This window comes from Methylobacterium gossipiicola (assembly GCF_900113485.1).
In the GTDB taxonomy this organism is placed as follows: Bacteria; Pseudomonadota; Alphaproteobacteria; order Rhizobiales; family Beijerinckiaceae; genus Methylobacterium; species Methylobacterium gossipiicola.
On record NZ_FOPM01000005.1, the window covers coordinates 116,824 to 136,502 of the forward strand.

The 19,679-nt window shown below is 70.0% G+C and carries 13 protein-coding genes; 6 read left to right on the top strand and 7 right to left on the bottom strand.

Going from position 1 to position 19,679, the window contains the following annotated elements:
* The 3 genes from BM249_RS05935 to BM249_RS05945 all read right to left on the bottom strand — a co-directional run bounded on the left by BM249_RS05935 (position 1) and on the right by BM249_RS05945 (position 3,262).
* On the bottom strand, positions 1 to 762 hold the full coding sequence (locus BM249_RS05935) for an ABC transporter ATP-binding protein (protein ID WP_425284798.1): 762 nt from the start codon (positions 760 to 762) through the stop codon (positions 1 to 3).
* Between the two features lie 82 nt (positions 763 to 844).
* A complete protein-coding gene (locus tag BM249_RS05940; RefSeq protein ID WP_091969925.1) occupies positions 845 to 1,987 on the bottom strand; it encodes an ABC transporter permease in 1,143 nt (380 codons plus the stop codon).
* 48 nt (positions 1,988 to 2,035) lie between these two features.
* Positions 2,036 to 3,262: an MFS transporter gene (locus BM249_RS05945; protein ID WP_244528607.1), complete on the bottom strand. Its 1,227-nt coding sequence runs from the start codon at positions 3,260 to 3,262 to the stop codon at positions 2,036 to 2,038.
* 142 nt (positions 3,263 to 3,404) lie between these two features.
* On the opposite strand from BM249_RS05945, the gene BM249_RS05950 reads away from it, so the two are divergent.
* Together BM249_RS05950 and BM249_RS05955 are read left to right on the top strand one after the other, a co-directional pair.
* Positions 3,405 to 4,361, top strand: a complete 957-nt coding sequence (locus tag BM249_RS05950) for a hypothetical protein (protein ID WP_091969929.1) — start codon at positions 3,405 to 3,407, stop codon at positions 4,359 to 4,361.
* Between the two features lie 77 nt (positions 4,362 to 4,438).
* A complete protein-coding gene (locus BM249_RS05955) occupies positions 4,439 to 4,879 on the top strand; it encodes a DUF1489 family protein (protein ID WP_091969930.1) in 441 nt (146 codons plus the stop codon).
* 81 nt (positions 4,880 to 4,960) lie between these two features.
* Here the strand turns inward: BM249_RS05955 and BM249_RS05960 are convergent, their stop codons facing one another.
* A complete protein-coding gene (locus tag BM249_RS05960) occupies positions 4,961 to 13,330 on the bottom strand; it encodes an apolipoprotein A-IV repeat region-like domain-containing protein (RefSeq protein WP_091969932.1) in 8,370 nt (2,789 codons plus the stop codon).
* A 274-nt stretch (positions 13,331 to 13,604) separates the two neighbouring features.
* Between BM249_RS05960 and BM249_RS05965 the strand changes: the two genes are divergently transcribed.
* Complete coding sequence (locus tag BM249_RS05965; RefSeq protein WP_091969934.1) at positions 13,605 to 13,916, top strand: Hpt domain-containing protein; 312 nt, start codon at positions 13,605 to 13,607, stop codon at positions 13,914 to 13,916.
* Between the two features lie 175 nt (positions 13,917 to 14,091).
* Positions 14,092 to 14,412, top strand: coding sequence for a 2Fe-2S iron-sulfur cluster-binding protein (locus BM249_RS05970; protein WP_091969936.1), 321 nt, complete (start codon positions 14,092 to 14,094; stop codon positions 14,410 to 14,412).
* Here BM249_RS05970 and BM249_RS05975 read toward each other — a convergent pair.
* Together BM249_RS05975 and BM249_RS05980 are read right to left on the bottom strand one after the other, a co-directional pair.
* Positions 14,381 to 14,845 (bottom strand): bleomycin resistance protein, encoded by a 465-nt coding sequence (locus BM249_RS05975; protein ID WP_091969938.1) that lies wholly within the window; start codon positions 14,843 to 14,845, stop codon positions 14,381 to 14,383. The two genes, BM249_RS05970 and BM249_RS05975, sit on opposite strands and share 32 nt — an antisense overlap.
* On the bottom strand, positions 14,842 to 16,017 hold the full coding sequence (locus tag BM249_RS05980; RefSeq protein WP_091969941.1) for a vWA domain-containing protein: 1,176 nt from the start codon (positions 16,015 to 16,017) through the stop codon (positions 14,842 to 14,844). The genes BM249_RS05975 and BM249_RS05980 overlap by 4 nt, the downstream gene beginning before the upstream one ends.
* Before the next feature lie 197 nt (positions 16,018 to 16,214).
* Here BM249_RS05980 and BM249_RS05985 point away from each other — a divergent pair, with 197 nt between their 5' ends.
* A complete protein-coding gene (locus tag BM249_RS05985) occupies positions 16,215 to 16,619 on the top strand; it encodes a hypothetical protein (RefSeq protein ID WP_091969944.1) in 405 nt (134 codons plus the stop codon).
* A gap of 126 nt (positions 16,620 to 16,745) precedes the next feature.
* Here the strand turns inward: BM249_RS05985 and BM249_RS05990 are convergent, their stop codons facing one another.
* Positions 16,746 to 18,884, bottom strand: coding sequence for a TonB-dependent receptor (locus BM249_RS05990; protein WP_091969947.1), 2,139 nt, complete (start codon positions 18,882 to 18,884; stop codon positions 16,746 to 16,748).
* 205 nt (positions 18,885 to 19,089) lie between these two features.
* Between BM249_RS05990 and BM249_RS05995 the strand changes: the two genes are divergently transcribed.
* The gene (locus tag BM249_RS05995; RefSeq protein WP_177232338.1) at positions 19,090 to 19,572 is read left to right on the top strand and encodes a GNAT family N-acetyltransferase; all 483 of its coding nucleotides are present in this window, start codon (positions 19,090 to 19,092) and stop codon (positions 19,570 to 19,572) included.
* The last annotated feature ends 107 nt before the right edge of the window (positions 19,573 to 19,679 follow it).

Genomic DNA, 19,679 nt, shown 5'->3' on the forward strand with positions numbered 1-19,679 from the left:
TTAAGCGGCCGCATGGCGTGCGCCGCTGGCGACGACGGCGCGACCGCGCTTGCCGTGGAAATAGGACCGCAGCCAGGGATGGTCGTTCTCCAGCATCTCGGAGATCGTCCCCTGCGCGATGATCTGGCCGTCGCCGAGCGCCGCGATGCGGTCACAGGCGGTGTAGAGGCTGTCCATGTCGTGGGTGACCATGAACACGGTGAGCCCGAGGGTCTGCTTCAGAGTCGCCACGAGGTCGTCGAACTCGCCGGCCCCGATGGGGTCGAGGCCCGAGGTCGGCTCGTCGAGGAACAAGATCTCGGGGTCGAGGGCCAGCGAGCGAGCGAGGGCCGCGCGCTTGATCATGCCGCCCGAGAGTTCGGAGGGCAGCTTGTCGGCGGCGTCGGGCTTCAGGCCCACCATCTCGATCTTGAGGCGGGCGAACTCGTCGAGGAGGCGCTCCGACAGGTTCAGGTGCTCGCGCATGGGCATCTGGATGTTCTGCTTGACGGTGAGCGCCGAGAACAACGCCCCCTGCTGGAACAGCACGCCCCAACGCTGCTCGATCTGCCGCCGCCGCGTCGGGGTGAGGCCGTCGACATCCTCGCCGAACACGGTGATCTGCCCCGAGCGCTTCGGCACGAGGCCCAGGATGGTGCGGGTGAGCACCGATTTGCCCTGGCCCGACGGCCCGACGAAGCCGAGGATTTCGCCCCGGCGGATGTCGAGATCGAGCCCCTTCATCACGATCTTCGAGCCGAAGCCGACGACGAGGTCGCGCACGCGAATGATCGCCTCCGGCGCGGGGCCAGACGTGTGTTCACGAGTCGGCCGCTCGGCCTGGGCGGGTTCGGTCAGCACGGGATCAGAAATCGATTGCCGCGAAGAAGATGGCGAAGAGTCCATCGAGCACGATGACCATGAAGATTGACTTCACGACTGAGGCCGTGACGTGGCGCCCCAGCGATTCCGCCGAGCCTTCCACGGCGAAGCCCTCGATGGTCGCGATGATGCCGATGATGAGCGCCATGAACGGCGCCTTGATCAGGCCGACGGCGACATGGTGGAACGACACCGCCACCTGGAGCCGGGCCAGGAACGCCTCCGTTGTCATGCCGCCATAGAGCGCCGCCGTGAGGCCGCCGCCCGCCAAGGCCGCGAGGGAGGCCAGGAAGGCGAGGATCGGCAGCCCGACCACGAGGGCGAGGATGCGCGGGACGATGAGGATCTCGATGGGGTCGAGGCCCATCACCCGCAGGGCATCGACCTCTTCGCGCATCCGCATCGATCCGATCTCGGCCGTGAAGGCCGAACCGGAGCGGCCCGCCACCATGATCGAGGTGAGGAGCACGCCGAGTTCGCGCAGGATGAGGAGCCCGATGAGGTTCACGACGAAGCTCTGCGCTCCGAAGCGCTGGAGCTGGAAGATGCCCTGCTGCGCGACGATGCCGCCGACGAGGAACGAGATCAGGACGATGATCGGCACGCCCCGGAAGGCCACCTGATCGAGCTGGTTGACGAAGGCGGTGCCGCGAAAGGTCCCGGGCCGGGCCGCGACCCGCAGGCAGGCCGTCACCACCTCGCCGAAGAAGGCGAGACCGGCGAGGAGATCCTGGCCGGCTCCGACGACACGGACGCCGAGATCGTGCAGGAAGCCCGCGAGCCGGCCGCGCGGGGCAGGGCCGGGTTCGGCCGTGGGCAGCCTCACCTCTTTCAGGAGGATTCGATGCTCGGGGCTGGCGCCCGCATAGGCGAGGCGGCCACCGGCGGCCTCGATCTCGGCGCGGGTCCGCTCCAGCACCCAGGCGCCGAGGGTGTCGAGGCGCGCCACCCCCGTCAGATCGACGATGAGGGCGCCGCTCGCGGCATCGCGGCGCAATCCGGCGGCGGCGGCCTCGACGGCGTTGCCCTGGTCGACGGTCCAGCGTCCGCGCAGGGCGATGCGCCCACCGGAGAGGGCGGAGGCGGCGGCGACGTCGGGGTTCGGCAGGGTTTCGGCGGTCGACACGACACGCGACTCCGTTCCAGGCGCTTCCCCTGTCTTCACAGGGTAAGGTTACGCAACCGTGTCCGGCTGCTGGCGGCCAAAGGCGGCGCCATGAAGGCGCGCCCTCCGGGCGAGCTGCGCGGCGCGTGCCGTGAAGCACAGGCCGATCACCGCCAGGGGCGCCATGAGGCCGAAGGTGAGGGGACCGCCGCCTCGACCATAGGCGACGCCGCACGCCAGGGTGGCGCAGGCGGAAGCGAGGGCGTTGCAGGCACTGAGCGTGCCCTGGGCCCGCCCCCGTGCGCCCTCGGGCGCGAAGCGCGACACCGCCGCCATGGCGCCGAGTTGCGTCGCGCCGAAACTGAAGCCGTGCAGCGTCTGCAGCACGACGACCGCCGGCAAGGTATCGCCGTAGAGCGCCATGCCGACGGCCCGGACGGCGCCCGCCCCGGCCCCGAGGCCGAGCAGGCGGAACGGCGTGCGCCAGTGGGCGGGGCAGAGGCCGATGCCGGCGAACAGGCCGATCTCGGCGAGCACCCCGATGGCCCACAGGGCGCCGATCCAGGGTGCGGGAAAGCCGTGGCGGCTCCAATGAATGCTGGCGAAGGCATAGAGGGCGGCGTGGCTCGCCTGAATCGCCGCCCCGGCCGCGATGGTGAACCACAGGATCGTCGGCAACGGGATGTGGGCCGCCGTCCCACGCACGGCGGCGGGGCCGGGCAGGTCGAGGCGAACGCCGTACGCCACGAGGGCGGCGACGAGGGCCAGGGCCGTCGTCAGGGCCGGCACCGCCAGGGCCTCGCCGAGCCAGCCCAGGACCGCCCCGCCGGTGAGGCTGGCGGCCAGGAACGCGATGGAGCCCGCCATGCGGATGCGGGCGTAATCCAGCCGGGCGCTGCGGCGCACGGCGGCGAGGGTCAGGTAGTCGATGGTCGGCACCAGGGGCGCCCCGGCGGCGGCGTTCAGGGCGATGAGGAGGGCGAGGACCGGCCAGCCGAGGGCCGCCCCCGCCGGCATCAGGGCATAGGTGGCGGCGAGGGCGAGGCTCCCGACGACGAGGAGCGCGCGGGCGCCGAAGCCCCGGTCGATGAGGCCGACCAGGGGGGCCGTGGCGACGATCTTGACCGCGATGGGAAGCGCCAGGAGGGCGCCGATGATCCCGGCATCGAGGCCGCGTCCGCTGAGCCAGACCGGCATGAACGGCAGGGCGATGCCGATCTCGACGAAGACGACCGCATAGAGGCTCGCGAGCCGGAGCGGGTTCGGCTCGTGGGACGGGGCGGGGGGTGGAGTCACGGGAACCGGGGCTGCCAGGAAATGCGGGGATGAAAATCGGACTCGTAAAGCCCGTGTTAAAACCATCGTGTCAATTGTCGGGAGACGCCTGCGGCACCGGTCGATTCAGCCAAGCCGCGGCACCCCGAGGACTCGAACCTTCATGTCGCGTTCCAACCTGCTGACGTCCGCCGACGTTTCGGAATACGATCGCATCGAGATGGCGATGTCCGAGAGCGATCGGGGCCGCTGGTTCCTCACGGAATTCGCCCGTCGCAATCGGGGAGCGGACACGCAAAGCGTTCTCGGCGCCATCGCCCGCCTCGAATCCGTCGTGACGCAGGGTCGCGACGAAAGCCAGATCGGTGGACAGGTCGGTCGCATGCGCGGCGACCTGATGGACATGGCCAATGCCATCGCCCGCACCAAGGCGGAGATCGCCGCCCTCGGCACCCCGGAGCACGAGAGCAGCCGCCTCGGCGGCGCGTCCCTCGCCCTCGATGCCATCGTGCGTTCGACGGAGCGGGCGACCTCCGATATCCTGAGCGCGGCCGAGGACGTGCAGGAGACGGCCTGGACCCTGCGGGAGACGGGCTCCGACGCCGCCATGTGCGACACGCTGGATCAGCGCGCCACGCAGATCTACACGGCCTGCTCGTTCCAGGACCTCACGGCTCAGCGCACGGCGCGGATCATCCATACTTTGCGCTACCTCGAGGAGCGTGTCGGCTCCATGATGGCGATCTGGGGTGACGCCCTCGACACCGTGCCGCCCGCGCCCGATGCCACGACGACGGCGGCCCCGATCGACCTGAGCCAAAGCGATGTCGATCGCTTCATCGAAGACGGGCCCGTGGCGACCGCGAGCGTGGCCGAGAAGGCCACCGCCGCCCAACCGGAGGCTTCGGCCGCTCCGACGGCTGCCCTTGCCCTCGCGGCGCCGGAGGCCACCGCCGAGATGCAGACCGCCGAAGCGACTGAAGAGGCCGACGCCGTCCCGGATTCCGCGCCGACCGACGCCATGGAACAGTCCGAGGCGGCTGTGGAATCCGACATCGCCACCGCCTTCGCGGATATCGACAGTCTCACGGAAGAAGAGAAGCGCGCCCTGTTCTCGTAAGGGTGCGGCGTCGCGGACACCGGTTTTCCGGGGTGAAACCCGGTTCGCCCCGCACCGGAACCGATTAGAGAGCGAACATGTCGCTCCATCTGCTGAAACTGTGCGTAGGACCCGCGTCCATCGCGGACCTCGAAGCCCGCATCGCCCGGACCGGCGCCGAGGCCGTGGCTCAGGGACGTGATCCGGCGCCCGCGCACGTGACCCGGATGGTGCCGACCCGCGCCGCCGAGATCGTGGGCGGTGGATCGATCTACTGGGTCATCAAGGGCACCCTCGCGTGCCGTCAGGCCGTCAGGGCCATCGTTCCGACGGTGGGGGAGGACGGCATCGGCCGCTGCCGCCTCGTCCTCGATCCCGTGGTGGTGCCGGTGTCGCCGCGCCCCTGCCGCCCGTTCCAGGGCTGGCGCTATCTCAAGCCCGAGGATGCTCCCGCCGACCTCGGCGATACCGTAGCGGGCGATCTCGCGGAGATGCCCGAAGCCCTCCGCCGCGAACTCGCCGGTCTCGGCCTCATCTGAATCGAACCGAACACCTGTCGAAGGGCAGTGCCTGCCACCGTCACCCCCGCCCCGGTACGGGACGGGCGTGACGGCGACCGCTCAGGCGCCCTCGAAGCGACCGCTGGCATGGGCCAGCATCGTGTAGACCTTGCCCGTCTCCGAGGTGAGGTAGGCGTCGGTCCGCTTCGCATCGGGGTCGTTGCGCGAAACATCCTCCATCAGGCGCTCGAACTCGGCGACGTAGCGGTCCACCGTGCGCCGGAAATCCGCGTCGGCGGCGTAGCGGCGACGCACTTCCGCGAAGGTCTGACGACCCTGCGCCGTGTAGAGGCTTTCGTCGAACAGGTTCGGCTCACCCCGGCGATACCGCTCCCACAGGTCGACGGCGGTGCGATGATCGATCATCCGGGCGATGTCGGCCGAGATGATCTCGAGGGCCGTTCTCCCACGCTCGACCACGGCCTTGTCGCCACGAGCCGCCTCGGTGGCGGGTCCGGGCACGGCGGAGGCATTGGCCTTCGCGTCCGTCGAAGCCTTGGCCTTGGACACGGCGTCAGTCGAAGCCTTGGCTTTGGCGGGCTCGGCCTTGCCGGACGTCGCGGGAGCGGCGGGCGCCTTGGCGTTCGACGGAGCCGGAATCGTCGCCGGCAGGTTCGGATTGGCCACGGCCTCGTCGCCATCGTCGTCGAGGGAGGCGCGGCTGAGCAGGTCCGACAGCCAGCTCCGGTCCGTCCCCTTCGGGCCGGGGGTCGCGCGCCCCACGGCGGCGGGGATGATGCTCATGCCCTGGCTGGGCTTCGACACGGCCGGGGCGGGGGCCTGTACGGCCGGAACCCGAGACACGGGCGCCTGGACGGCAGGCGCCTGCGATTCCGTCGGAGCGACCGGGGCGGGAGCCGGAGCGACGTGAGGCTGGGCCGATTCGGCTACGACCGGAGCGGTCGCGACAGGAGCCGGAACCGTCGCGGCCGGCCGGGCGATGTCGACGGCCCGGTCGGTGCGGGCGACGAGGGTGGTCAACTCACTCAGCGCCTTGATTTGATCCGAGACGACGCGGCGCATTTCGCCCGTGGCGTCCTGGGTCTCCCGTGGCAGATCGCGGAGGCCGCGCTGAATCTCGGCACGGGTGGCGTCGAGTTCGCGCTTGATCTCGTTCGCCATCTCGCGAAGGCCGGCCACGGAGTCGCCGAACCGGCCCGAAGCGGCCTCGAACACCGCCGTCATCTCCCGCGACGCGGCGTCGATGGCGGCGCGCACGCCCTCGGCCGTCCGCTCGCCCTCGGCATCGGCCCCCGAGCGCAGGCCCTCGAACGCCTCCGTCACGCGAGCGCTGGTTCCCTGGGCGGTTTCGGTCAACTCCGCGCCGATGGCCCGGGCGCGCGCCTCGGCCCTCTGCAGGGTCTCGGCAATGAGGGCATCGAAACGCGCGGTCTCGGCCTCGAGGGACCCCGAGCGTTCGGCGATCCGGGCGAGGACACCCTCGAGGGTGGTTCCACGGGCCGCGATCGCGCTGGACAAGCGCTCCTCGGCCGTTTGCAGCGAATCGGCGGCCCCCGTGAGGGTCTCGGCATGGGTCCGGCCGAGATCGTTCAGGGTCTGGCTGCGCGTATCGAGGGACGCGGCGAGTTCGGCCGCTTCCTTCAAGGCCCCCTCCGCGACGGTCTTGAGCTCACCGACCTGCTCGGCGACGCCGCGACCCGCACGCTCGGTTTCCCCGGCAATGGACTCGAGGACCTCCTGGAACTGCTCGACACGGGCCGCGAGGCCGGTCTCGACGGCATCGAGGGTGCTGCCCGCGCCGGTCACCAACTCGCCGAGGGCGACCTGGGCCCCTTCGACGCGCTGGAGCACGGCGGCGAGATCATGGTTCAGGGCTTCGTTGGCCTCGGTCAGGCTCGCGATGGCCCGCGAGGCGCCGCCGTCGATCGTGACCAGCAGAGCGTCCGCCGCGGCCTTCGAACGGGCCTCGAGTTCGGCCGTGCGCTGGCGAAGGGACTCGACCAGGGGCTCGCCGGCCGTGGTCAGCGCCCGCTCGATCGCCTGACCGCTCTCCGTGAGCGCGTCGACGAGGCCAGCGACGGGACCGTCCACGACGGTCCGCAGCTGATCCGACCGTGCCGCGAGGGCTTCGATCATGGTCGCCCCACGCGCGTCGAGGGTCTCGACGAGGGTGCCGCCCTGCCGTTCGACGGCCTGGACGAAGATCTCCGCGCTCTTGGCGAGATGCTGCGCCACCGACTGACCGCGAGCCTCGATGATCGCCGCCACGGCCTCGTTCCGCTGGTCGAGGGTGGTGGCCAGGGCCGTGGTGTGGGCCTCGGCGAGCGCCGCGTGACGTTCGACGCGCTCGTCGAACGCCTTCAGCATGGCGGCTGAGCGCGCGTCCACGAGGGCCGCATAGGCATCCTGGCGGTCGTCGAGGGCGGCGGCGAGATCGTCGCCGCGCGCGGCCACCAGGGAGGCGAACACCTTCATGCGCGCGTTGATGCGGTCGGTGAAGCTCTCGCTGCTGGTCTCGACGGCACGGGTGAGGGCGGTGCCCTGGGAGTCGATGGTGCGGGCGAGATCGGCGGCGCGGCCGGAGATCAGGGCATCGAGGGCGCCGAGACGCTCCTCGAACACCGTCGTGAGGGCCTGCGTTTTGGCATCGACATGCTGGCCGAGGGCGTCCGAACGGGTTCCCACGAGACCATCGAGGCGCGCCAGACCGTCGTCGAAGAGCTGGGCGAGGATACGGGTGCGCTCCTCGACGCGGCGCGTGATCGAGCCCTCGCCGTCGCCGACGAAGCCGTCGAGTGCGCGCAGACGTTCGTCGAAGAGGGCGACCAAGGCCTTGGTACGGGCGTCGACCCGGTCCGTGAGGGCGTCGGCCCGGCTGTCGACGAGGCCGTCGAGGGCCGTCAGCATCTCGTCGAACAGGGTGCGCAGCCCCTTCGTCCGCTCGTCCACGCTGTCCGCGAGACGGGCGCCGCGCCCGTCGACGAGTTCGTCGAGGTGGCCGAGACGCTCGTCGAACAGGGCGACGAGGGCGTGCGTCCGGGCATCGACCCGATCCGTGAGCGCTTCCGCCCGGCTGTCGACGAGGCCGTCGAGGGCCGTCAGCATCTCGTCGAACAGGGCGCGCAGGCCCTGCGTGCGATCGTCCACGGCCGCCGCGAGACGGGCGCCACGTCCCTCGACGAGGTCGTCGAGTTTGCCGAGGCGTTCGTCGAACAGGGTGGTCAAGGCGTGGGTGCGGGCATCGATGGCGTCGTTCACCTGTGCCCCTCGCCCATCGACGATCTGGCCGAGGAGGTCGATGCGATGGTCGAACATGGCCGCGAGGCTGAGGGTCCGGCCGTCCACGGTCTCCGCGAAGGTGCCGCTGCGCTGCTGCACGAGGGTATCGAGCTCGGCGAGGCGGTCTTGGAACAGGGTCCCGAGGGACTGGATGCGCTCGCCGATGGCGTTCGCGATTCCGCCGGCATCCCGTGTCACCAGGGCGTCGATCTCGCCGATGCGCTCCTGCAACAGGGTGGCCAGGGTTTGCGTCCGGGCGTCGAGGGTCTGCCCGATCTGTCGGCCGCGCTCGTCCGTGAGGCGCGACAGCGTGCCGAGATGCTCCTCGAACAGGGTCGTCAGCGTCCGTGCACGCTCCTCGAGGGTCCGTCCGATCTGCCGACCACGCTCGTCCGTCAGGCTCGACAGGCTGCCGAGATGTTCGTCGAGCAGGCCCGCCAGGGTCCGGCCACGCTCATCCAGGGTCTGCCCGACCTGTCGGGCATGCTCATCCGTCAGGCTCGCCAACGTACCGAGATTTTCCTCGAACAGGCTCGCCAGGACACGGGCGCGCGCGTCGAGGCTCTGCCCGATCTCGCGACCGCGCTCGTCCGTGAGATTCGCGAAACGGCCGAGGTGCTCGTCGAACAGGTTCGCCAGGGTCCGGGTCCGCTCGTCCAGGGTATGGGCCGACAGGGCGGCCCGGCCATCCACGGCATCCTTGAAGGTGGTCAGACGCTCGTCGAACAGGGTGGCGAGGGTCTTGGTGCGGGCATCGATGGCCTCGGCGACCTCCGTCGCGCGTCCGTCCACGACCTCCCCGATGGCGCCGAGATGCCGGTCGAACAGGGCCGTGAGGGTGTGGGTGCGTTCATCCACGGCCTCGGCGAAGCCGCCGCTGCGGCGCTCCACGAGTTCGTCGAGCTGACCGATGCGGCCGTCGAACAGGCCGTCGAGGGCCTTGATGCGCTGCTCCAGGGCGGCGACGAGGCCGGATTCGTCCTGGTTCACCAGGGTGTCGAGCTGGCCGAGGCGGGTGTCGAAGGTGGTGGCGAGGTCCTGGGTGCGGGTTTCCACCGCCTTCACGAGGCCCGCGCCGCGCTGCTCGATCACCTCGTCGAGCTGACCGATCCGCTCGTCGAAGAGCGTCGCGATCGCACGCGTCCGGGCATCGACGGCACCGGCGGCGCTGCCGAGGCTCGCCTCGATGGTCTCCACGAGGCGGCGTCCGCGTTGATCGAGACTGTCCTGGAGCGGATTGATGCGATCCTCGAAGCTCGTGCCGAGGGTCTTGGCGTGGGTGTCCAGGAGGGCGCGAATTTCACCCGTGCGATCGTCGAGGAGCTGATGGACCGTGCGCACGCCCTCATCGAGGAGCGAGCCCATGTTCTGAACCCGGCCGTCGAGGGCGTGGCCGAGGCGACCTTCCCCGTCGCCGAGGACGCGCTCGGCTTCCGTCACCACCGTGCGCAGGCGATCGAGGATGCTCTCGCCCCGTGCGTCGAGGAGGGTGCCGAGGGCGTTGCTGCCCGAATCGAGGAGGCGTCCGAGGTCGGTGATCCGGCCCCCGAGGGCGACCAGCATGGCCTGGCCCTTCTCGTCGAGTTCCGATCCGAGGGCCGCGGTGCGCTCGTCGACGAGGCGGGCGAGGTGATCGGTCCGCTCGGAGAATGCCGCGCGGAGGCTTTCGGTCTGTTGCGACAGAGACGCCTCGGCCACCCCCGTGCGTTCGACGATCATCTCCACGAGTTCGCTGGCGCGGGCGGAGAGATCCGCGTCGACCGCGCGGGTGCGGTCCTCGAGGGTGCGCACGGTCTCGAGGGCCCGGACGGCGAAGGTTTCGTCGATGAGGCGGCTGCGCTCGTCCAGGGTGGCCCCGATGGCCTCCAGGCGGGCGATGACGCCGGCGTCGAAGCGACCGGCGCCGGCTTCGAGGCGCCGGGCGAGGTCGTCGGTCTGAGCGTCGAGGCGGTCGGTGATCTCGGCGGCGCGGGCGGTCAGGGATTCGGCGAGGCTGAGGGTACGCGCCGCGATGTCCTGGCCCATGCTATCGATGCGGGCGTCGAGGGCCTGGACGAGGTCACGCCCGCCCTGGTTCATGATCCGGTCCATCGCGTCCGTACGCTGGATCAAGGCCTCGTTGAGAGCCGTGGCCTGGGCACCGAGGCGGCCGTCGATCTCGCCCACGAGGTTGAAGAGGGTCTCGCCGATCTCGGCCGTGCGCTTCAGGCCGCGTTCCTCGAGGGCGCCGAGCTGGGTCTCGACCACGTCCCGGGCCTCGCGGCTGCGGGCCGCGATGGCGTCGGCCACGGCTTGGCCCCGAACGGAGACGATACGGTCCATCTCCTCGATCTGGCCGCCCACGGTCTGCGTGAGGGTGGTGGTGTCGCGGGTGATGCGCTCAGCGATGATGTCGCCCCGCGCGATGGTTTCCTGCAGGACGGCGAGGCGATCGGTGATGACCGTCTCGATGGCGCCCGTCTGGGTGCGGGCGGTCTCATTGAAGCGCTCACTCGACGCCGCGAGGGCGTCGCCAACCCGGGCGCTCTGCGCTGTGATGGCCAGGGCGATGTCGCGTCCGGCCATGGCGAGTTGCGCATGGGCGTCGTGGGTATGGGCGGTGATGAGGTCGCCGAGCGTCCGGCCGTGGTTGCCGAAGGAGGTCTCCACATCCCGCACCCGGGCATCGAGGCTGCTGCCGATGCCCTCGGCCGCGCGGTTGATGACGCTCGCCGCCTCGCTGGCCCGAACGGCGAGTTCGACGTTGATCTCGTCGAGGGACCGGCGCAGGGCCGCGATGGCGTCCTCGGTGCGTCCGGCGACATTGGCGCCGGCCCCCTCCGCGAGCTGACGCAGGAGAGCGGCGGCCTCCTCGGTCCGACCGGAGAGTTCGCTCGCGTTGGTGGCGAGGCGCTTCTCGAAGATCTCGACGGCCTCGACGGTGCGGGCTTCGAGTTCACCCGTGGCGCCGGCGGCCGAGCGGCGCAGGGACTGGGCAACCTCGGTGGCGAAAGCCCCGAGGGCGACGGTGATCTCTTCGGCGCTGCGGCGCAGGGATTCCGTCGTTTCCGTGGTCCGTGTGCCGAGGTGGCCATCCGCCGTCGCGGTGGCGGTCTGGATCGCCAACACGGTCTCGCCCGTGCGGGCCTCCAGGGTCTGGCCGAGATCGGCCATGAGGCGCTCGACCCGCGTGGTCGCCTCGCGGGCGCGCTCCTCGATGAGGTTGCCGACGCGCTCGCCGGCCACCGCCAGGGAGTTGTCGAGGCCGGCGGCCTGGACGGCCACGGTCTCGTGCAGGCGTCCCGCCACGGTCTCGATCCGCTCGGCGAGGGCGCCACCACGGGTGTCGATGCTTTGGGCGATGCTCTCGACGGAGCGGGTGAGGCCGTCGCGCACGGCTTCGACGCGGGAATCGAGGGTCTCGATGAGACCGCTCGCCGTGAGGGCGAAGCCGGCCTGGGCATCCCGGCCACGGGTCTCGATGAGATCCGCGATGCCGCCGCCCTGTACCGTCAGAGTCTCGTGCAGACGGCCGGTCACGTTGTCGATGCGCTCCGCGAGGGCACCGCCGTTGCGCTCGACGAGGCTGGCTGCCTCTTCGACGGACCGCATCAGGCCGTCGCGCAGGGCATCGGCGCGGGCGCCGAACGTCTCGATCACGCTGCTGGCCGCCTGGGCCAAGCGCTCCTCGGCCTCGTGGCCCCGCGCCACGATGGCGTCGGAGACGCCGCCGCCGACGGTGGCGAGGTCGCGGGTCAGGGATGCGCCCGTGGCGGCGAAATGCGCCCGCAGGGCATCGCCGGTCTCTGCGAAGCGGGCGGTGATGTCGCCGCCCGTGCTGGAGAACTGGGCGGTGAGTTCACCGCCGCGGGCCAGGAACGCGGTTTCGAGGCCGCGCGCCGAATCCTCGAAGCTCTTGCGGACTTCGCTGCCCTCGCGGTTCAGGGTCTCGATGACTTCGGCACCGGTCTGCGCCAGGGTGCGGGCGACGTCGCCGGCATTGGTGGCGAGGGTCGCCGTGAGGAGGCCGCCCGTGCGCTCGAAGGCGCGGGTCACTTCCTCGGCCCGGTTCTCCAGGGTCTGGGTCAGGGTATTGCCGACTTCCGTGAGGCTGCCGCGAACGCCGTCGCTGGTGGCGGCGAGGCGCTGGACGAGGTCGTCGCCGCGATCCGTCATGAGACCGACGACGCGGTCACCGGCAACCGACAGGGCCGCCGTGATGGCATCGCTGCGGTCGCCGAGGGCCGAGGTGATGGCCTCGCCACGGGCGTCGAGGGCGCCGGTCACGCGCTCGCCCGCACCGGTCACCGCCGCGACGATGCGCTCTGCGGCGCCATCGAGTTCCTGCGTCAGGTTCAGGTGCGAGCCCGCGATGGCGCCGCGCACGCGTTCGGCGTTGGCGACGATGGATTCGCGCTGGGCGACGAGTTCGTCGACGAGGGAGCGGATGCGGATCTCGTTCTCCGAATAGGCCCGCTCGAGGGTCGCGATCTCGCCGCGCACCAGGGTCTCGAGTTCGCCCGCGCGGGCGAGCGCCCGCTCGACGCCGTCGCCCACGGCGGCGACTTCGCGGCGCACGGTCTGCGACATGGTGAGGACCGCGTCGGTGGAGAAATTCTCCGGCTCGGCGAGGCGAATGGCGACCTCGCCGACGGCGCGGGCGACGAGGCGCATCTCCTGGGCGCGCACGGCGAGCATCGCCATGATGGAGAACAGCACGGCGGGGCCGACGAAGGCGGTGGCCGCCACCGCCGCCTGAAGCGCCGTGAGACCCTGCGCGTAGGCTTTCAGATCACCGCCCGACTGGCTCCAGGCCAGGGCGATCAGACCCGCGAACCACACGGACGAGGCGATGCCGGCGACGATGTACGGAGCGGGTGACGGCCGCACCCGGAGGGTCTGCTGCAGGATACCGATGTTCTGGCGGTCGTCGTTGGCGATGAGCGAGCGGTCGGGCGGGAGCAGCCCCCCCTCGCGACGCGGACGGGCACGATCCGGGGGCGGCAGATCGGAAGCTAGGGGTTCTTCGAGGCGGGGTGGCAGGGTGCGACCGCTCGGGTCGAGGAGCGCGTCGCCGTCGCCGACGTCGGGCAGGCGCGGCTCTACCCGAGCCTCGGAGGTCTCGGGCGTCAGCATGTCCAGATTGAGGGCCTGCTCGATGGCCGACAAGGCGGCCTCGGCCGGGTCCTTGAGCTTCTTTTCCGTGGCCATGCAACCCCTCGATGTCCTCCCCTGCAAAAACCGGCCGCGCCCGGGCAGGGGAAACGTTTACCAATTCACCAACGAACCTTAGCCATCGGCCCCCGGCCCCGATACCCGAACCGTGGCTCCGCTGACAAAACCTTAACGGAATGGTTACCAAGCCCGGGGCCCGCATCCCATCCATCTGGTTTATCCATGGGCCTCCAACGCTTAAACGCAAACCGGGGACGGCCCCCCGGCTGTGGATAGGCCCATCCGTCCCTCGCGAACGTAAAGAGCGCCTTTGGCCCCCATCGACCACAACCATCTCTCCGCGCAGACCGGCGGGGATCCGGACCTGACCCGCGAGATCCTCGACCTCTTCGCCCGCCAGTGCCGGACACTCCTGGCGGGCATCACCGATTCGGCCCAACCGGCGCGCGACCGGGCCGACCTCGCTCATACCTTGAAGGGCTCGGCCCTCGGGGTCGGGGCGGGCGCCGTCGCGGCGGCGAGCGCAAACCTGGAAACCGACCTGCGGGCCGGCCGCGCGCCCGATCCCACGCCCCTCGCGGAGGCCGTGGCCGAAGTCTTGCGTGCAATTCCGCCCACGTGACGAGCGCGCACCCGCCGCAGGGGCAGGTGGGGAACGGCCTGGCCGTTCCGGCGTAAGCGCAGGAATGTCGTGCGCGCGACGGCCAACCCTTGCTTTCCGGGGCCTGCCCCTTCAAGGCAGACCGCACGCCGCACAACCAGCCATCGTCGTGTCGGACGAGCCCGGAGCCCCCTCGATGCCCAAGATCACCTTCGTCGACCATGCCGGTAAGGCCCGGACCGTGGAGGGCGTCGTGGGATCGACCGTGATGGAAGCGGCGATCCGCAACAACGTCCCCGGTGTCGATGCGGAATGCGGCGGCGCCTGCGCCTGCGCCACCTGCCACGTCTATGTCGACGGCGAATGGGCCGCCGTGGTCGGTCCGGCCCAGGACATGGAGCAGGACATGCTCGATTTCGCCTCCGACGTGCGGGCGACGTCGCGTCTGTGCTGTCAGATCCGCATCACGCCCGAACTCGATGGTCTCACGGTGACGACCCCGGCACGCCAGGGTTGAGGCCGCCGCGCGTCCCGAGGGATTCGCAGACGCGCACGAGATAACCGTCGGGATCCTGCACCAGCGCCTGCCGGAGCCCGACCTCGCGCGCGCCCACCCGATACCAAGCCTCGTGGACGCCTCGAAACAACGGCCAATCCAGAGCCGCGAGGCTCACCAGCACCGGGGCGAGGGGGGCGACGGCAATCTGTAGGTTGAGGCCCCGTCCCAGGGGCGGCTCCAGGGGCCCGACGGACCAGTTGCCGTTGACCCGGTTGAGCATCACCTGCGCGCCCTGACGCTCCAGATAGGCGAACCCCGCCTCCGATCGCGCGTAGGCCACGGTGAAGCCGAGGCCGCGGCACCAGAACGCGAGGCTGCGGTCGAGATCCAACACGTCGAGTTCCGGCACGAGGGCAGCGAACCCACCGGCCGGAAGGCGGTCGCCCGTCATCGCACCAATTCGCGCATGGCGGCGTCGATTCCCTCCAGGGTTAGGGGATACATCCGCCCCCCGACGATCCGGCGGATCATCGTGATGGATTGGGTATAGACCCAATGCTCGGCCGGGACCGGATTGAGCCACACCGCCTTCGGAAACCGCTCCAGGAGGCGACCGAGCCAGACCTCGCCGGTTTCTTCGTTCCAGTGCTCGACGGAGCCACCCGGCACCGCGATCTCGTAAGGGCTCATGGAGGCATCGCCGACGATCACGATCCGATAATCCGACGGGTAGGTCCGCAGGACTTCGAGGAGCGGTACGGTCTCGTCGTGGCGGCGGCGATTGTCCCTCCAGACTGCCTCATACGGGCAATTGTGGAAGTAGAAATGCTCCACATGCTTGAACTCGGCCCGGGCCGCCGAGAACAATTCCTCGGCGAGCCCGATATGGAAGTCCATGGAGCCGCCGACGTCGAGGAACAGCAGCACCTTGACGGCGTTGCGCCGCTCGGGCCGCAGTTTCACGTCGAGGTAGCCTCTGGCAGCGGTCTCTCGGATGGTTCCGTCGAGATCGAGCTCGTTCGCCGCCCCCGTGCGGGCGAAGCGGCGCAGGCGACGCAGGGCCACCCGCATGTTGCGGGTCCCGAGTTCGACGCCGTCGTCGAGGTCGCGAAACGCGCGCTTGTCCCACACCTTCACGGCGCGGAAGTTGCGGTTGCCGTCCTGGCCGATCCGGATGCCTTCGGGGTTGTAGCCGTAGGCGCCGAACGGTGAGGTACCCCCAGTGCCGATCCATTTCGAGCCGCCCTGGTGGCGCTCCTTCTGTTCGGCGAGCCGCTGTTTCAGGGTCTCGAACAGCTTGTCCCAGCCGAGCGCCTTCAGTTCGGCCTTCTCCGCGTCGGTGAGGTATTTTTCCGCGAGCTTGCGCAGCCACTCTTCCGGCATCGCCGAAGGTTCGGTGACGTCGCCCACGGTCTCCAGGCCCTTGAAGACGGTGCCGAACACCCGGTCGAACCGATCGAGGTGGCGCTCGTCCTTCACCAGGGCGGTGCGCGCCAGGAGATAGAACTCCTCGACCCGCTTCTCCGCGAGATCGCGGTCGAGGGCTTCGAGGAGGGTGAGGAACTCCCGCAAGGTGACGGGGACCTTGGCCTCGCGCAGGGCGGTGAAGAACTGGAGCAGCATGCCGGGACAACGCGGTACGGCGCGGCCGCGGTCAAGGGACGGAAGCGACTGGGCGCCGCAACCGATTTCTGTTGATATCCCCGGTGGGACGGATCGGCGGCAGCGACCGACGGTTGCCAGTCGTCCGGCCGCATCGGGCAAGACGTTCGGGCACGGTGCCGGGGCGACGTTCGACGGCTCCAACGGGGGTGACCGCCATGGCACTCGTCTTGAACTCCCTCGCCGATTTCAAGCGGTTCCTCGCCGAGCCCGGTGCGACGATCCAGGTTGTGCGCAACACCTTCGTGGACCGCCAGGGGGCGGCCCTGCGCGAAGCCTATCGCCGCAAGGGCCTGTATGCGCCCCGGACGGTACAGGCGGTGTCGAAGAAGGCGGCGGTGTTCGCCGTGCAGGGCCAACCGACGACGGTTTGGCTCTACTGGGATCGCGGAACCCGCAAGTGGCGCTTCGCCGACGACACGGTGACGATCCCCCTCAACACCGGCCTCGGCGCGCCCGACGAGATCGTCTACCGCTGCGGCTACGCCGACGAGACCAAGACGCCGCCTCCTCCGCCCGAGCCCAGGTTCGCGACGGAGGAAGATCAGGGACAGCTTCTCTGACGATCACGCGCGAAACGGGCTTCCGACGGGCAAGCCCGTCGCCGGGGGCCGGATGGAGCCCGGCATCTTCCCGGGGCTCTGCCCCGGACCCGCGAAGGGCTCGTCCCTTCGAACCCATGACCGCGTTCAGAATCGCGCCGTCAGGAACAGGCGCACGTTGCGGCCTGGCAGCAGGATCTCGTCCTTCTTGAACGAGGCCGAGTTGCGGATCTGGTCGTCGAGGAGGTTGCGGCCCTGGAGGCCGAGGGTCACTTCGGTCGCGCCATAGAGCACGGGATCGAGGGGCTTGGTGTAGCTCACCTCGGCGCGCAGGTCGTCGAAGCCCGGCGTCACCGTCTCGAGGGGCGCGATCTCCGTGTGGGCGAAGGCATGGAGCAGGTTCACCCGGGCGAACCATCCGTCGGCCCGCACGAACACACCGCCGCCGACCCGGTGGGGCGGGATGCGCGGGACATAGGAGCCGTCATCGAACTGAGCGCGGACGAAATCGTACTGCGCGTCGAGGCCGGCCCAACCGTTGCCCACGGGCAGGAGGTCGAGCTGCGCGCCGATCTCGGCGCCGTAGAACGTGGCGTTGCGCTGCGCGTACACGATCTGCTGCAATTCGTCGTCGCTGCCGCACGAGGCGAAATCGTCGCCGCAGCGCAGGCCGGTGTCACGCTTGTAGATGAAGCCCGTGTAGCGGGTGACGTAGCCGGTGGCGTCGAGGCGGAACGGCCCCTCGGCGCGGCGGATGCTGGCCTCGATGGTGCGGGCGCGCTCCTTCTTCAGGTCGGCGCTGCCGATCTCGAAGGTGCCCGTCGCGTCGTGGGAACCGCGCGAATAGAGTTCGAAGGCGGTCGGCGCCCGCTCGACGAAGCTGCCGTTCAGGCTGGCGACGAAGCCGTAGGGCAGGTCCTGGAGGGCGCCGAAGCTGATACTTTTGGGCGCGAACCGGCGGCGACGACCGTAGGACAACGGGTCCTCGCCATCCACCGGCACGAAATCGCCGGGAAACAGGGTCGCGGTGCCCGTCGAGCGATCTCCCTCGATGCGACCGGCGCCCTGGAGCCGCAGCCCGTTGCCGACATTCAACTCCTCGAACAGATAGACGGCGTTGCTGCGGGAATCCGTCGGCGCGAGGAGGCCGCCCGCCTCACCGGCGGTGCCGAGGGTCCGGCGTCCGGCCTGAACGCCGAGGGCGCCCGTGAGGGTGCCAAGGGCAGTGAAGACCGGAACGTGCTGGAACTCGACGCGAGCCTCCGCTTCTCGGTTCTTGAATGTCGCCTGGATGCCGTCGCGGCCATCCTCGCCGATCCCGGTCTCGTCGTGACGATAGACCGAGCCGCCGACCCAGAAACGGATCGCCGCGATGGGACCGTCGAGGGGGCGGAACTCGCCCCGGGCAAGGAGACGATCCTGGCGCGGATCGAGGCGGGTTCGGCTTTCGACCGCCTCGCCGCCCGGGATCTGATAGAGCGCGTCGTAATGGCTGTAGGATAGGCCGACGAAGCCGCGGTCCCCGATGAACGACATGCCGACGGCGCCGCCCTGGGATTCGTTGGCCGAATTGCGCTGGATGCCGAGCGGTGTTCCGTAGCTGTCGGCCGCCGTCTTGAACCCATCGGCGTGGACCGCGACGTTGCCGGCGCCCGCATCCACCGCGACGGCGCCGAGGCGACCGTTATCGACGGTGGAATAGCCCGTCGTCGCCGAACCGGAGATCCCGCGTTCGGGGATGAAGGTCGGCACCCGGTTGTTGTCGACGCTCACCACGCCGCCGATGGCCTGGGACCCGAAGCGCAGGGAGGCCGGTCCCCGGATCACCTCGATGCGGTTGGCGACCAGGGGATTGACGGGGACGCCGTGATCCTCGCCGAGCTCCGAGACGTCCTGGATGCCAACGCCGTTTTCCTGGATGCGAACCCGGTTGTTGTCGAGACCCCGGATGATCGGCCGGCTCGCGGCACCCGGCGCATAGGTCGAGGCCGAGAGACCGGGCCGGTCCGCGAGGGCATCCCCGAGGGTACGCGGCTGGTCGCGGGCAATCTGGTCCGCCGTCACCACGGTGACGGGCGAGAAGGTGTTGATGGCGACCGGAAGGACTCCGGTGGGCAGGCTGCTCGCCGTGCCGCTGCCATTCAGGGGCACGATGGGGCTGGGGGAGGTGACGCTGAGTTCCGAGAGGGCGACGGCGGCCTGCTGTGCCAACGCACCGGGTGCCGCCAGCCCGACGCCCGTCAGTACGGTTCCGGCCAGCCAACCCTTCGCACGAACAACCCGCATCACGCCTCGCAAAAATGTTATAATGTTTCATCACCTGAACGCGATAACGTTACAAGCGCGGAGTTCGGAAGGGCGGTGTTCGGCTGCGACACTGTTGCGCCGGTGCATCAGAGCATCGAGCCGCATCGGCGACCTTGCACCAGACCGGTCGGCCCTCAGGCGGTATAGTCACGGCCGCCTCGTTGCCCGGAATCATCGCATGAGCCTGACGATCCGCCCCGCCGCGTCCGACGATCACGACGCCGTCTGGGCGATTCTCGAACCAACGATCCGCGCGGGGGAAACCTACGCCCTGCCGCGCGACGGCTCCCGCGCGGATATGCTGGCCTATTGGTTCTCGCCCGGGCATCGCGTCTTCGTCGCAGCCACGGAAGACGGGGTACGCGGTACCTATCTGCTGAAGGCGAACCAGGCCGGGGGCGGCAGCCATGTCGCCAATGCCGGGTTCATGACCCATCCGGCGGCCAGTGGACGCGGGATCGCGCGGGCCATGGGGCGCCATGCCCTCGACACCGCGCGGGGGGCGGGATTCGCCGCGATGCAATTCAACTTCGTGGTCGCGACGAACACCCGCGCCGTCGCCCTGTGGGAGCACCTCGGCTTTGCCGTTGTCGGGCGTCTGCCCGGCGCCTTTCGTCATCCGGTGCACGGGACCGTGGACGCCTTGGTGATGTTCCGCGCCCTTTGACGCGCGGGCGGTGCGGAACCGCCGATGCGCGACGGGCATTGCGCCTCCATGCCCGATCCGAACTTCGCTGTTCCCGGCCCTTCGCCGAGCCCCGATTCCCTGCGCGC